The 14,490-nt window shown below is 69.4% G+C and carries 12 protein-coding genes; 6 read left to right on the forward strand and 6 right to left on the reverse strand.

The features are described 5' to 3' along the window. Window positions 1-28: 28 nt before the first annotated feature. Entirely contained in the window at window positions 29-2,194 is a 2,166-nt protein-coding gene (gene uvrB / locus DJ029_RS14495) for an excinuclease ABC subunit UvrB (protein ID WP_112323188.1), read from the reverse strand. Between the two features lie 417 nt (window positions 2,195-2,611). Here uvrB and DJ029_RS14500 point away from each other — a divergent pair, with 417 nt between their 5' ends. Then, a complete protein-coding gene (locus tag DJ029_RS14500) occupies window positions 2,612-2,923 on the forward strand; it encodes an ETC complex I subunit (RefSeq protein ID WP_112323189.1) in 312 nt (103 codons plus the stop codon). A 73-nt stretch (window positions 2,924-2,996) separates the two neighbouring features. Here DJ029_RS14500 and DJ029_RS14505 read toward each other — a convergent pair whose 3' ends face one another. After that, window positions 2,997-4,370 carry a multicopper oxidase family protein gene (locus tag DJ029_RS14505; RefSeq protein ID WP_112323190.1) on the reverse strand — a complete coding sequence of 458 codons (1,374 nt, stop codon included), beginning with the start codon at window positions 4,368-4,370 and terminating at the stop codon, window positions 2,997-2,999. Window positions 4,371-4,525: 155 nt separating this feature from the next. On the opposite strand from DJ029_RS14505, the gene mnmH reads away from it, so the two are divergent. Further along, complete coding sequence (gene mnmH, locus DJ029_RS14510) at window positions 4,526-5,587, forward strand: tRNA 2-selenouridine(34) synthase MnmH (RefSeq protein ID WP_112323191.1); 1,062 nt, start codon at window positions 4,526-4,528, stop codon at window positions 5,585-5,587. Here the strand turns inward: mnmH and selD are convergent. Then, the gene (selD, locus tag DJ029_RS14515; protein ID WP_112323192.1) at window positions 5,574-7,730 is read right to left on the reverse strand and encodes a selenide, water dikinase SelD; all 2,157 of its coding nucleotides are present in this window, start codon (window positions 7,728-7,730) and stop codon (window positions 5,574-5,576) included. The genes mnmH and selD overlap by 14 nt on opposite strands. Before the next feature lie 199 nt (window positions 7,731-7,929). Between selD and DJ029_RS14520 the strand changes: the two genes are divergently transcribed. After that, window positions 7,930-9,399, forward strand: a complete 1,470-nt coding sequence (locus DJ029_RS14520) for an alpha/beta fold hydrolase (RefSeq protein WP_112323193.1) — start codon at window positions 7,930-7,932, stop codon at window positions 9,397-9,399. Window positions 9,400-9,403: 4 nt separating this feature from the next. On the opposite strand, the gene gph is transcribed toward DJ029_RS14520, so the two are convergent. Both gph and rpe read right to left on the reverse strand, forming a co-directional pair. Continuing rightward, window positions 9,404-10,045: a phosphoglycolate phosphatase gene (gph, locus tag DJ029_RS14525; protein WP_112323194.1), complete on the reverse strand. Its 642-nt coding sequence runs from the start codon at window positions 10,043-10,045 to the stop codon at window positions 9,404-9,406. Then, window positions 10,042-10,722: a ribulose-phosphate 3-epimerase gene (rpe, locus tag DJ029_RS14530; protein WP_112323195.1), complete on the reverse strand. Its 681-nt coding sequence runs from the start codon at window positions 10,720-10,722 to the stop codon at window positions 10,042-10,044. The genes gph and rpe overlap by 4 nt, the downstream gene beginning before the upstream one ends. A 209-nt stretch (window positions 10,723-10,931) precedes the next feature. Between rpe and DJ029_RS14535 the strand changes: the two genes are divergently transcribed. Both DJ029_RS14535 and DJ029_RS14540 read left to right on the forward strand, forming a co-directional pair. Continuing rightward, a complete protein-coding gene (locus DJ029_RS14535) occupies window positions 10,932-11,375 on the forward strand; it encodes an SRPBCC family protein (RefSeq protein ID WP_112323196.1) in 444 nt (147 codons plus the stop codon). Window positions 11,376-11,385: 10 nt separating this feature from the next. Then, entirely contained in the window at window positions 11,386-12,174 is a 789-nt protein-coding gene (locus DJ029_RS14540) for a bifunctional hydroxymethylpyrimidine kinase/phosphomethylpyrimidine kinase (protein ID WP_112323197.1), read from the forward strand. A gap of 33 nt (window positions 12,175-12,207) precedes the next feature. On the opposite strand, the gene gndA is transcribed toward DJ029_RS14540, so the two are convergent. Further along, on the reverse strand, window positions 12,208-13,611 hold the full coding sequence (gene gndA / locus DJ029_RS14545; RefSeq protein WP_112323198.1) for an NADP-dependent phosphogluconate dehydrogenase: 1,404 nt from the start codon (window positions 13,609-13,611) through the stop codon (window positions 12,208-12,210). A 110-nt stretch (window positions 13,612-13,721) separates the two neighbouring features. Here gndA and DJ029_RS14550 point away from each other — a divergent pair, with 110 nt between their 5' ends. After that, complete coding sequence (locus tag DJ029_RS14550; RefSeq protein WP_112323199.1) at window positions 13,722-14,489, forward strand: SDR family oxidoreductase; 768 nt, start codon at window positions 13,722-13,724, stop codon at window positions 14,487-14,489. Window position 14,490: the final 1 nt, after the last annotated feature.

Consider the following 14,490-nt stretch of genomic DNA (forward strand, 5'->3'; position numbering starts at 1 on the left):
CGGCGGGATGGGTAACGCGCGGGCGGGCCTAACCTTTCCGCCGCCGCTTCACGTTGCCGCCGCGCTGACCGGCGCGCCCGGCGGTGCTGCGGCCCTCGGCCTTCTTCGCATCCTCGACCGCCGATTCCACCGCCGATTGCCGCGCCAGCGGGTCGTCGGCGACCAGCAGGTCCACCTGCTCGAGGCGCTTCACCTCGTCGCGCAGGCGGGCGGCTTCCTCGAACTCCAGGTTCTCGGCGGCCTTCAGCATGTCCTTGCGCAAGCCGTCCAGCACCGTCTGAAGGTTCGCGCCCGCCGTCTTGCGATCCACCTTCGCGGTGACGCGGTTCATGTCCACGTCGCCCTGGTAGAGCCCGGCGAGCACGTCCTCGACGTTCTTCTTGACCGTTTCCGGGGTGATGCCATGCTTTTCGTTATAGGCCTGCTGCTTCTCACGCCGCCGGTTCGTCTCGCGGATCGCGCGCTCCATCGAGCCGGTGACACGGTCGGCGTACATGATCACCTTGCCCTCGGCGTTGCGCGCGGCCCGCCCGACGGTCTGGATCAGCGAGGTTTCCGAGCGCAGGAACCCTTCCTTGTCCGCGTCCAGGATCGCGACCAGCCCGCATTCGGGGATATCCAGCCCCTCGCGCAGCAAGTTGATGCCGATCAACACGTCGAAGGCGCCAAGGCGCAGGTCGCGCAGGATCTCGATCCGCTCCAGCGTGTCGATGTCCGAATGCATGTAGCGCACGCGGATGCCCTGCTCGTGCAGGTACTCGGTCAGATCCTCGGCCATGCGCTTGGTCAGCACCGTGCAGAGCACCCGGTAGCCCGCCTGCGCCGTCTTGCGGATTTCATCGAGCAGATCGTCCACCTGGGACTCGACGGGCCGGATTTCGACCGGCGGATCCAGCAGCCCAGTGGGGCGGATCACCTGTTCGGCGAAGACGCCGCCGGATTGCTCCAGCTCCCAGGCGGACGGGGTGGCGGACACGAAGACGGACTGCGGGCGCATCGCGTCCCACTCCTCGAACTTCAGGGGCCGGTTGTCCATGCAGGAGGGCAGGCGGAAGCCATGCTCGGCCAGGGTGAACTTACGCCGGTAGTCGCCCTTGTACATGCCCCCGATCTGGGGAACCGAGACGTGGCTTTCGTCGGCGAAGACGATGGCGTTGTCCGGAATGTATTCGAACAGGGTGGGGGGGGGCTCGCCCGGGGCGCGGCCCGTGAGGTAGCGCGAGTAGTTCTCGATCCCGTTGCAGACGCCGGTGGCTTCCAGCATCTCCAGGTCGAAGTTGGTGCGCTGTTCCAGGCGCTGCGCTTCCAGCAGCTTGCCCTCGGCTTCCAGCTGTTTCAGGCGCTGGATCAGCTCGGCCTTGATGCTCTTGATCGCCTGGGCCAGCGTCGGGCGCGGTGTGACGTAGTGCGAGTTGGCGTAGACGCGGGTCTTTTCCATCGCGCCGGTCTTCTGCCCGGTCAGCGTGTCGAACTCGGTGATGCTCTCCAGCTCCTCGCCGAAGAAGGACAGCCGCCAGCCGCGATCCTCCAGGTGGGCGGGCCAGATCTCCAGGGAATCGCCGCGCACGCGGAAGGTGCCGCGCTGGAAGGCGTTGTCGTTGCGCTTGTATTGCTGGGCGATCAGGTCGGCCATGACCTTGCGCTGGTCATACTCGTTGCCCACGATCAGGTCCTGGGTCATCGCGCCGTACGTCTCGACCGAGCCGATCCCGTAAATGCAGGAGACGGAGGCGACGATGATCACGTCATCGCGCTCCAGCAGCGCCCGCGTGGCCGAGTGGCGCATCCGGTCGATCTGGTCGTTGATCTGGGATTCCTTCTCGATATAGGTGTCCGAGCGCGGGACATAGGCCTCGGGCTGGTAGTAGTCATAGAAGCTGACGAAATACTCCACCGCGTTGTCGGGAAAGAATCCCTTGAATTCGCCGTATAATTGCGCGGCCAGCGTCTTGTTCGGCGCAAGGATGATGGCCGGGCGCTGGGTTGCCTCGATCACCTTGGCCATGGTGAAGGTCTTGCCCGTTCCCGTCGCGCCGAGCAGCACCTGGTTACGCTCGCCCTCCTTGATGCCGGCGACCAGTTCGCGGATCGCGGTGGGCTGGTCCCCGGCGGCGGTGAAGCTCGTATTCAGCACGATGCGGCGCCCGCCGTCCAGCTTGTCGCGCGGGCGGTCGATTTCGGCGGTGGTGCTCATGACGGGTCGTCCTGTCGTGGGGGAAGGGTCGCCTGATATTTGCGGGTGACGGGGCGGGATTCAAGGGCTGCGGCGCGCCGCGGGGCAGGGCGCGGGCGGGGATGCCTAAAGCGGAAGCTTTCAATAGAAGTGGGGCGGGGGTTTCCCAATGAGTTAATAATAAGTAAATAAAGATGTAAAAATTTCGGTGAAATTAAAGGAATTTATGCCATTTAAATATTGTCTAACCATGGAGTGGTCGATAATTTGTTCGGGCAAGCAGCGACGATCCGCCAGCCGGGTGCAGTACACCCACCCCACCCCTCACTCCCCTGTAACCGGCTGGCGGGCTTCGCGCTCTTGTGTCTGGCAAGCGATCCGGCAATAAGAGGCGATGGGCCTGGTGCCCATCATGCGATTACATTTGTCGGAGGCAACATGCGCGCGCGCATCTACAAACCCGCCAAGACGGCCATGCAGTCAGGGACCGCGAAAACCAACGAGTGGATCCTGGAATTCGCGCCCTCGGAAGCGCGGGTGAAGGATCCGTTAATGGGCTGGACCGGGTCCGGCGATACGCAGACCCAGGTCAAGCTGCGGTTCGACACCCTCGAGGCGGCGAAAGCCTATGCCGCGCGCCAGGGTATCGCGGCGCGGGTGATGCAGCCCAAGACGCGCAGCCGCAACATCCGCCCCGGCGGGTATGGCGACAATTTCGCCAATAGCCGGCGCGGCGCCTGGACCCACTGACCCTTGGTGCCGCCCTTCGCGGGGCACACAGCACCAGGCCATGAAAGCGGGCGGAGGATCTGCCGCCCAGCCCTTAAATAACCTCGATCCAGGTGGCCATGCCGCTCATGCGGTGTGACAGCATGTGGCAATGCAAAAGCCAGCGCCCGGGGTTGTCGGCGTGGAAGGCCACTTCGCGCACCTGCCCGGGATCGACCAGGATGGTGTCGCGCCACAGCCCCAGGGTTCCGTTCTGGTACACCTCGCGGAAGTGGTGGCCGTGCAGGTGCATCGCGTGCGGGAAGGCCGTGGCGTTGATGAAGGGAATGCGCAGCGTCTCACCCGCCGAGAGGGTCAGCCAGGGCGCGTCGGGCATGTTCACCTGACCGTTCAGCGACCAGTATTGCCCCTTCGTGGCCAGTGCGCGGCCGTCCATCTGCTCACCCTGGTAGGTGCCTGAGCGCAGGCCGCGCATCGCGCCACCCTGCATTTCCATCGGTTCGATCCGCGCCGCATCCAGGTCGAGCGCCAGCGCCTGCGCCGGGTTCTGCGCCAGCGGCGGGATGTCGGGCGCGCGCCGCTCCCGCTCAGGCGCGGTGACGGTGAAACTGGCCAGCGCGAAGGTTTCCCCGCGGAAGACATCGGCGACCAGCGCGTCCTCGCCCTCGGGGGCGGTGACGTCGACGATCAGGTCCGCGCGTTGTCCGGGTCCGAGGAAGATCTGCCCGATGGGCAGCGGCGCCTCCACCGGCATCCCGTCCACCGCCACGATCGCGCCGGACAGGCCGCTGGTGGCCAACTCGAACACCCGGTCCGTGGCGGCGTTGATCAGGCGCAGGCGCAGGCGGGAATAACGCGGCACGCTCTGGCGCTGCTCGGTCATGGCGTTGACGGTGACGAAATTGCCCAGCCGGCCGGCATGGGCCATGTCGTGATGGTTATCGAAATCGGGCGAGACGTTGGCCGGGTCCACCAGCCGCCAGTCGCGCAGGAACAGGACCTCGTCCCGGTCCACGTCGGGCGGGTCCGTCTCCTCCACCACCAGGGGGCCGGACAGGCCGCGGGAGAGTTGCTCAACGGAATTCATGTGCGCGTGGTACCAGTATGTCCCGGCATCTGGCGGCGTGAAGGCGTAGCGAAAGCCCGCGCCGGGTAGGACCGGGTCCTGGGTCAGCCCCGCGACGCCGTCCATGGCGTTGGGCACCCGTATGCCGTGCCAATGCACCGTCGTCGCCTCGGGCAGGGCGTTGTCCAGCATCAGCTCGAACGGCTTGCCCTGTTGCAGGCGCAGCTCGGGGCCGGGCGTGGTGCCGCCGAAGGTCCAGACCGGCGTCGCGGGCAGGCCAACCGGGGCAAGCTGAACTTCGCCCGGCTTGGCCACAAGCGTTTGGGTTGCGGCGCGCGACCGCCCCGGAACGAGCAGCGCAGCGGCGCCGGTGGCCAGCATCTGCCGCCTGGTCAGCCTCATCCGGTCATCCTTCGATTGTCCCATTCTGCGGGCGTCATGGCACCGCGATTCGGGGCGCGGCACAAGCTTCAATCGCAGGGCTGCGGCAATGGGCCTGATGCCGCCTGAGGCGGTTTTGCCATTCAGCTTCCCGGAAATTAGCCCTACAAGGCGGCATGCGCATTTCGCTTCCCTCTCTCACCGCCTTGCACGACCTCGGGGTCGATACGATCATCGATGTCCGCTCGCCAGCGGAATTCGCCGAGGACCATGTTCCCGGCGCGATCAACCTGCCCGCCCTGTCCAACGCCGAGCGGGCCGAGGTGGGCACGCTGTACGTCCAGGTCGACCGGTTCGAGGCCCGCAAGGTGGGCGCGGCGATGGTCGCGCGCAACGCGGCGGCGCATCTGGACGGGCCGTTGCACGACAAGACGGGCGCCTGGCGTCCGCTGGTCTATTGCTGGCGCGGGGGGCAGCGCTCGGGCTCTTTCGCGGCGATCCTCGAGCAGATCGGCTGGCGGGTGAGCCTGCTGGAGGGCGGCTACAGGAGCTATCGCCGCCTCGTGGTCGATGCGATGCACAAGACGCCGCTGAGCCGCGGCGTCGTGCTGCTGGACGGCAACACCGGCACCGCCAAGACCGAGATTCTGGCCCAGCTCGCCGCCCGTGGCCTGCCGGTGGTGGACCTGGAAGGGCTGGCCAGTCATCGCGGCTCGGTCTTCGGCCATGTCGGGACGCAGCCTTCGCAAAAGGCGTTCGAGGGGGCTCTGGCCGCCGCCGTCGTCAATGCGCCGGGCAACGGGCCGATCCTGATGGAGGCCGAATCGAGCAAGGTGGGCGAGCGTCAGATCCCCCCCTCTGTCTGGAGCGCGATGCGCGCGGCACCCCGGATCCGCCTGTCCGCCCCGCTCGGGGCGCGCGCGGACTACCTGGTGCGCGCCTATGCGGACATGAGCGCGGATGTCGAGCGGCTGACGCGGGTGATCGCCGCCCTCACGCCGCTGCAAGGTACTGAGCGGGTCGAAAGCTGGACCGCGATGGCGCGGGAGGGGCGGCTGCGCGAGCTTGCGGCCGAGTTGATGCAGCATCACTACGACCCGCGCTACGCGAAATCGGCGGGGCGCAACGGCGCTGGCGTGTTGCGCGAGCTCAGCGTCGACTCCCTGACGCCGGACGGGGTGCAGGCTGCGGCCGATGCGGTGGCCGGGGCCTACGACGCGCTGATCACCCCCAGCTGAGGCGCGGCGGGCCGTCCGCGATCCGCCCGATCAGCGCCGCCATGTAGCCCGCCTCCGTCAGGGCGCACAGTGCTGCATCTGCGTTTTCGGGGGGCAGGGTGGCCAGTAGCCCCCCGGCGGTCTGGGGATCGAACAGCAGCGCGGCGCGCGGGGTCCGGGGCGGGGCCGCGACCTCGGGCACGCCGGCGACATTGTCAGTATAAAGGGTCGAGCGCAGGCCGCTTTCCGCCAGCGCCAATGCGCCCGCCATCACCGGCACGTTCGCCAGCTCCAGGTGGGCCGACACGCCGCTTGCGCGCGCGATATTGGCCAGGTGCCCGGCCAGCCCGAAGCCGGTGACGTCGGTCATCGCGCGCGCCTCGGACAGGATCTCGGCGGCCCGCGCCTGGGACTGGCCCATCAGCGCCAGGCAGGCGGCCAGGTCCGCGCCGCTGGTCTTCAGCGCCATGTCCCCGGCCAGCAGGGTGCCGCTGCCGATCGGCTTGGTCAGGACCAGAACGTCGCCGGGCCGCGCGCCGGTCAGCTGTTTCGGGGCAGGGGCCTCGGCCAGGACGGTGACGCCGAGCGTCAGCTCCGCGCCGAAGGTGGTATGCCCGCCGAGGATCGGCGCCCCGGCCGGGTTAAGCGCGCTGGCAAGGCCCTGCATCACTTCGCCAAGGGTGGCCTGCGCCAGCAGCGGCTCCATCCGTGGCAGGATCACGTTGACCAGCGCGCCGCGCGGCGCTGCGCCGGTCGCCCAGATATCGCCGAGCGCATGGGTCGCCGCGATCCGCGCGAAGGTCAGCGGGTCCTCGGTGAAGGCGGGCAGGTGATCGGTGCTCAGCGCCAGCCTGTGCCCGCCGATATCGAGCAGTGCGGCGTCGTCCCCGATGTCGCGCGCCTGCGCGCCGATGCCCGGCAGCAGCGCGCTCTGCGCCACTTTCGCCCCGCAGCCCATGCACTGGAGTTGGCCGCGCATCAGCGCGCTGACCCCGATCGCCGCGCGCTCGGGCGGGGGCGGGGGCGCCATGGGCTTGAGGGCGGAGAAACGCTCCATGAAGCGGCGGTCGATCCGGTCCTTCCAGCGCCAGATGAGCGGCCCGCTGAAGGCAAGGCCGAAACGTTCCCCCGCCGCGCGCTGCGCGCCGAGCGAGACGAGCTTCAGGAACCCCTTCTGCGGGCGGAACGCCCGGCGCTGCCGCCCCGTCAGGTCGGCGCGCAGGTTGTGGTGCAGCACCGGTGCGGCGCGCACCGCGTAGACGCCCGCCTTGGGCCTCGGGCTGGCGCTGAGGTGCGCGCAATCGCCCGTGGCGTAGATCTCGGGGTGGCCAAGGACGCGCAGCGCCGAGTCCACCGGCAGGTAGCCATCCCGTAGGGGCAGGCCGGTGCCTGCCAGCCATTCATGGGGGCGCGCGCCCGCCGCGCTGACGGTGAACCCGGTCGCAACCTCCTGCCCGCTGGCAAGGCGCAGGCTGTCCGGGTCCAGCGCCACGGGGGCGTCGCCAAAGCGGGTTTCGATGCGGTACTCGGCGAAGGCGGCCAGGACCGCCCGGCGCAGGCCGGGGGCCGCCGCGCCCAGCGGGTCGGGCGCGGTGTCGATCACCTGCACCGAGGGCGAGACACCCATCCCCCGCAGCCGGTGCGCCATCGCCAGCGCGATTTCCGAGCCCGCGATGCCGCCGCCGATCACCGCGATCCGGGGCGCGGCGCCGCTGGCGGCCACGCGGTCCAGCAGTTCGACCCAGCGGTCGGCGAAACGATCCAGCGGCTTCACCCCAACGCCATGTTCGGCAAAGCCGGGCAGCTCGTTCAGGCCCGCGTGGATGCCAATGTCGATGGACAGCCGGTCATAGCGGATCGGCGGACGGCCCGGCACGCTGACGGTCCGGGCCTGCGGGTCGATCTGCTCCGCCGCGCCGAGGACCAGCCGGGCCCCGGCGAAACGCGCCAGCCGGGCCAGGTCGATATCCAGCGCCGCGCGGGGGTAGTGACCGGCGACATGGCCGGGCAGCATCCCGGTGTAGGGCGCGGTCGGGGCCGGGTTGATCAGCGTCACGCGCACCCCGGGCACCGGGTCCATCCCCCAGGCGCGCAGCACCAGCGCATGGCTATGCCCGCCGCCCAGAAGGACAAGGTCTTTCGTCAGGGGCACGGATCGTTGCATCGGCGGGCTTTCTGGGGCGGCTCGGGGTGGTTCGGGGGGTATCTAGGGCGCTGGAGGGGCGCTTCGCAACGCCATAGTGGCGCGCCGCGCCGGTCCGAGGTGCCGGGGGCAGAGAATCCGGTACTGCCCGGCGCGGTTTCGCCCTAGCTTTCCCCAGACTGCCCAAAACACTGGCCCACCGCACCGCCCAAGGACCGCCATGACCCGTTTCAGAACTGCCCTCGCCCTTGTCGCGCTGCTGGCCGCCGGGCTTGCCCTCACGATGCTTGAGCGGGGCCGCCTCGGGCTGGAAGTGCAGCACTTCGAGGCTGGCGGAACCCCGGCCAGCCTGACCGCCCAGCCGGGCGCGACGGGGCCGCTGGTGCTGATCGCGCACGGCTTCGCGGGGGCCCGGCAGATGATGCACTCCTATGCGCTGAGCCTGGCCCACGCAGGATACCGCGCCGTCACCTTCGATTTCGCCGGTCATGGGCGCAACCCGCAGCCCCTGAGCGGCGATGTCACCCGGATCGAGGGGACGACCCGGCTGCTTGTCGCGGAAAGCGCCCGCGTGCTGGATGCGGCGCGCCGCCTCACTGGGGCCGAGGGGCCGGCGGCGGTGATCGGGCATTCGATGGCCTCGGACATCGTGGTGCGGCTGGCGGCGGAGCGGCGCGACATCGCCGCCGTCATCGGGATCTCGATGTATTCCGAGGCGGTCACGCCGAGCTTTCCCGAGCGCCTGCTGATCCTCACCGGCGCGGGCGAGCCGACGCTGCGGGCCAATGCCCTCGCGGCGGTGCGCATGATCGATCCGGCGGGGGAGGAGGGCGACCTTGTCGCGCGCGGCGCAGTGACCCGCCTCGCGCTTGTCGCGCCGGGGGTGGAGCATGTCGGGGTGCTGCACAGCGAAACGGCGGTGCGCGCCGCGCGCGGCTGGCTCGACGCCGCGTTTCAGCGGGAAAGCGCCGCGCCGCCGGTGCTGCCGGGGCGCTGGGCGGCGCTGCTGCTGCTGGCGATCCTGGCCGGGGCCTGGGCGCTCAGCCCGCTGATCGGGCCTAAGCGGCCCGCGCGGGATCCGCTGCCGGCGCTGCGGGTGATCGCGATCTCGCTGACCGGTGCCGGGGCGGGGATCCTGGCGGGGGCGGCCCTGCCGTTTCAGCTGCCAGGGGCCGCCGCCCTTGGCACGGTCACGCTGGTGCTGGGCGCGAACGGGGCGGTGCAGCTGTTTCTGCTCTCCCGCGCGGGCCCGCTTACGGGTGGGGTGTCGCACCGGGGGCTTGGCTTCGTGCTGATCGCGGGGCTGCTGTTCGCGCTGGCGCTGGACCGCTACGGGGCCAGCTTCTGGCCTCACGGCCCCCGCGTGGCGCTGACGGGCTGGCTGCTGCTGGGGGCGGTGCCGATGATGCTGGCGGATTTCGCCATGTTCGCGGGGCGCGCCGCGCCGCTTTGGCTGCGTATCGTGGCGCGCATCCCGCTGGTGCTGGCCCCGTCGCTGACGGCGCTGCTGGTGCCCGAAGAGGTGGTGTTCCTCGCCGTCTCGGTCCCGTTGCTGCTGTTGTTCCTGCTGCTCCTGCACCCCATCGCCCGTTGGGCCGGCGCGCGCGGCGGCGCGCTGACCGGGGGGCTTGGCGCGGGGGTGCTTCTGGCCTGGAGCCTTGGCGCCGCCTATCCGCTGTTCGCAGGCTGAGGGCTCAGCCCGCCACAAGGGCGGGCAGGGCCGCGAAGTCGGAAAAGCGGAAGTCTGGCGCGAGCGCGTCGACACTGGCGTGGCGATAGCCTTCGGTGAACAGACCGAAGCGGACCTCGGCGCGCCGGGCCGTCTCGGCATCGACGTCGCTGTCGCCGACATAGGCCACGGTGTCGCCGCCGCAGAGCGCCTTGTGAAGCATCTCCGGCTCGGGCTTGCGGGTCGGCAGGCTGTCACCGCCGACCACCAGGTCGAAATACCCGTCGATCGCGAAATGCTTAAGGATATCGCGCGCCGGGCCAGCGGGCTTGTTGGTGCAGATCGTCAGGCTGTGGCCCTGTGCCTTCAGCGAGTCCAGCGCGCCGCGCACGCCGGGGAACAGCGTGGTTTCGCGGGTCGGATCTGCGCCATAGACCGCGCCGAGCCGCTCATGCGCGGCCTCCAGCGCCGCGCCCTCTGCGGCCAGGCCGGAGGCGCGCAGCGAACGCTCCACCAGCTTCAGCGTGCCGTTGCCGATGAAACCCGTCACCTGCGCAAGGCTCAGCGCCTCGGCCCCGAGCTCTTCCAGGACGGCGTTGATGGCGGAGCGGATGCCCGGCGCACTGTGGATCAGCGTGCCGTCCAGGTCGAAGGCGATCCGCATCATGCCAGCGCCGCGCGGATGGCGTTCATGTTCTGCCCGTAGGGGGCCGGGTTCGCGACCGAGCCGCCCTTGAACACCGCCGAGCCGGCGACCATCACGTCCGCGCCCGCGTTGACGGCAAGGGGGGCGGTTTCCGGCGTCACGCCGCCGTCGACTTGGATGTGAATGGGGCGGTCGCCGATCATGGCGCGCACCTCGGCCACCTTCGCGACCTGGCTTTCGATGAACTTCTGCCCGCCGAAACCGGGGTTCACGGTCATCACCAGCACCAGGTCCACCATGTCCAGAAGCGGAGCGATGGCGCCCGCCGGGGTGCCGGGGTTCAAGGCCACGCCCGCCATCACGCCCGCGCCGCGGATCGCCTGAAGGGTGCGGTGGATGTGGGGGCCCGCCTCGACATGGGCGGTCAGGATGTCGGCGCCCGCTTCGGCAAACGCCTCGATATAGGGGTCGACGGGGGCGATCATAAGGTGCACGTCCATCACCGTCTTCACATGGGGGCGGATCGCCTTGCACAGCTGCGGGCCAAAGGTGATGTTGGGCACGAAATGCCCATCCATCACGTCAACATGGACCCAGTCCGCGCCCTCTGCCTCTATCGCCTCGCATTCGCGGCCGAAATCGGCGAAATCCGCCGACAGGATGGAGGGGGCGATCTTGACGGACCGGTCGATGCTCATGGGGACACTCCTCGTGTGTACTGCACCTTCTGGGGCGCGGGTCTGCGCGACCTGCACCTGTTGCGGGGGGCGTAGCGCCGGGCACATGCCCTTGGCAAGGGGAAAGCGGCCGCGGCGCGCTCTCCTGCCTTGCGTTGGGCCGGGATTTGCTGGGATAAGTCGGAAAAACGCGCGCGATGCACTTTCGCCGCCCGAGGAGAGGAAGCGACATGGAACTGCAAGACGAGATCCGGATCGAGGCCCCGCGTGAGAAGGTGTTCGCCGCACTGAACGACCCCGAGATCCTGAAAGTGGCGATCCCCGGCTGCGAGGAACTGGAAAAGCATTCCGACACCGAGCTGGAGGCGAAGGTCACCCTGAAGGTCGGCCCCGTGAAGGCGCGCTTCAAGGGCAATGTCACGCTCGACCCCTCCGAAGCGCCCGAGCGGTTTTCCCTGACCGGGCAGGGCGCTGGCGGGGCCGCGGGCTTTGCCAAGGGCGGCGCGGATGTCGAACTTGTGGAGGATGGCGACGCCACGATCCTGCGCTACACCGCCAAGGCGGATGTTGGAGGCAAGCTCGCCCAGCTCGGCAGCCGCCTGATCACCGGCACGGCGAAGAAGCTGTCGGCGCAGTTCTTCGACGATTTCAAGGCGCAGGTCGAAAAGAGCTGAGGGCGCGCTCATGCCCGTCTGCCTGGTGATCCAGTCGCAGGTGGTCAGCGGGGCGGTCGGCCTTGGCGCGTCCGCGCCCGTGCTCTGGGGCGCGGGGGTGGAGGTCTGGCCCCTGCCCACGGTGACCCTGAGCGGCCACGCGGCGATGCCCGGCGTCTCGGGGCGGCGGCAGGGCGCGGCGGATATCGCCGCGCTGCACCGCGGGCTGGCGGCGGGCGGGCAGCTGTCGCGGATCGACGCGGTGCTCTCGGGCTATTTGCCCGATGCGGGCGTGGCGGGCGCGGTGGCGGACCTTGTGACCGACATCCGCGCCGCGCGGCCGGACATGGTCTACCTCTGCGATCCGGTGCTGGGGGACAAGGGGCGCTTCTACTTGCCCGAGGATCTCGTGCCGGTCTTTCGCGCACGGCTGCTGCCGCTGGCGCGGATCGCGACGCCGAACATGGACGAACTGGGTTGGCTTTCCTGCGGCGCAGGGGCTGGCGCGGCGCAGCTGGGCCCGGAGGTGGTGCATGTCACCTCGGTCGAAAGCAGTGGCGGGCTGGGGATCGAAACCCACGCCGGAGGAAGCCCTGCGCTGGCCACGGGGCCGAAGGTGCCCCATCACGTGCATGGCGCAGGCGACGCGGTGGCCGCGCTGCTGCTGGCGGCGCATCTGTCGGGCCGTGCGCCGCAAGATGCGGCAGCAGAGGTGGTGCACAGGATCGCCGCGCTGGTCGAGGCCGCGCGGATCGCGGGGCGCGACACGCTGGAACCGCGGGACCTGGTGGCCTGCGGCGCGGCGCTCGTAAAAGCTTAGAGCGGGCGGCGGCCGTTGGTCCGCCAGTAGGTGCTACCCCGCGGTCATCGCCCAGGGGCCGTGATGCGCGCCCTCGGCGTCCAGCCGCTCGAACCCGTGCGCGCCGAAGAAATCGCGCTGGCCCTGAAGCATGTTCGCGGTGCCGCGCGGTTGGCGCAATCCATCCACGTAGGCCAGCGCCGCCGAGAAGGCGGGCATCGGCAGCCCCTGCGTCGCGCCAAGGGCGACGATCCGGCGGAAACTGGCGTCCGCCTCGATCATGCGCTCGGAAAAACCGCTCGCGAACAGAAGGTTGCCGTGCGGGCCGGCCTCAAGTGCCCGGGCCATGTCGTCCAGCATGGCCGAGCGGATGATGCAGCCCGCGCGCCAGACCTTCGCGATCTCGGGCATGGGCAGGTCCCAGCCGTATTCTTCGGACGCCATGTCGAGCAGCCCGAAACCTTGCGCGTAACAGGCGATCTTGCCCGCCAGCAGCGCCTGTTCCAGCGCGTCGATCACGCCGTCCGTGTCGTGGATACTGCGCGACGGCTCGCCAAGGCGAGCGGCGCCCTCGCGCCGCTCGGGCAGGCGGGAGGACAGGTTGCGCGCGGCCACCGCCGCCTCGATCGTGGTGGCGGGCGCGCCCAGCATCTGCGCCTCGATCGCGGTCCAGCGCCCGGTGCCCTTCTGCCCCGCTCGATCCAGGATCACGTCGAGCATGGGCTTGCCGGTTTCGGGGTCGGTCGCGGCGGCCACCTTGCCCGAAATCTCGATCAGGTAGGATTGCAGCGGCCCCTCGTTCCAGCGGGCATAGACCTGCCCAATCTCGGGCGCGCTCATGCCAAGGCCGTCGCGCATCACGCCGTAGGTCTCGGCGATCATCTGCATGTCGGCGTATTCGATGCCGTTGTGCACGGTCTTCACGAAATGGCCCGCACCGTCGGTGCCCATGTAGGTGGCGCAGGGGGTGCCTTCGAACTTTGCGGCGATGGCGCTCAGCACCGGGGCGACCCGGTCCCAGGCCGCGCGATCGCCGCCGCCCATGATCGAAGGGCCGTGCCGCGCGCCTTCCTCGCCCCCCGAAACGCCGATGCCAAGGAACATCGGCCCGTCGCTTGCGGCGGCGCGGCGGCGAGTGTCCTTGAAGTTGGCGTTGCCCGCGTCGATGATCAGGTCCCCGGGCGCCAGAAGCGGCGTCAGCTCGGCGATGTAGTCGTCCACGACCTGGCCCGCGGGCACCATCAGGATGATCGCGCGGGGGCTTTCCAGCGCGTCCACCAGTGCGGGGATACTCTCACACGGGGTGATGCGCCCCTTCAGCGCGCCCGCGTTCTCATGGAACGCGAATGTGCGGGAGGTGGTGCGGTTCGCAACCGCGATATCGAAGCCCTTTTCCGCAATATTCAATGCAAGGGCCGCACCCATGGTGCCCAGCCCGACCAGCCCGATTTCCGCCATATGGTCCCCCCTGATCCGCCGGCCGCGGCGGTTGACACAAAGAAGGGTATCGTGAAGAAGAAAGGACGCAAGGTCTTTCGCACCGGCCTGCCTGCGGGAGGTTTTCGTTCATGACCAGCACCCTGTTCGATCTGAGCGGCCGCACGGCGCTTGTCACCGGCTCCAGCCAGGGCATCGGCCATGCGCTTGCCCGCGGACTATCCGGCGCGGGCGCGCGGATCGTGCTGAACGGGCGCAACATGACCAAGCTGGAAACCTGCGCCGAGGAACTGCGCGCCGAGGGCTGCTCGGTCGAGGTCCTGGCCTTCGACGTGACCGACCACGACGCCGCGCGCGCGGCGGTGGATCGTTTCGAGGACGGCGTCGGTCCCATCGACATCCTGGTCAACAACGCCGGAATGCAGCACCGCGGCCCGCTTGAGGATTTCCCCGCCGACGCGTTCGAGCGGCTGTTGCGCACCAATATTTCCAGCGTGTTCAACGTCGGACAGGCGGTAGCGCGGCACATGATCGCGCGCGGGGCGGGCAAGATCATCAACATCGCCTCGGTCCAGTCGGCGCTGGCGCGCCCCTCGATCGCGCCCTACACGGCGACAAAGGGGGCGGTGGCCAACCTGACAAAGGGCATGGCCACGGACTGGGCGCGCCACGGGCTTCAGTGCAACGCCATTGCGCCGGGCTATTTCAAGACACCGCTCAACCAGGCGCTGGTGGACGATCCCGAGTTCACCGCCTGGCTTGAAAAGCGCACCCCCGCCGGGCGCTGGGGCAACGTGGAGGAACTGGTAGGCGCCTGCATCTTCCTGTCCGCGCCGGCTTCCAGTTTCGTGAACGGCCATACGCTTTACGTGGATGGCGGCATCACGGCGTCGCTCTGAC

The sequence above is a fragment of the Oceanibium sediminis genome, assembly GCF_003265325.1.
Classification (GTDB): Bacteria; Pseudomonadota; Alphaproteobacteria; order Rhodobacterales; family Rhodobacteraceae; genus Halovulum; species Halovulum sediminis.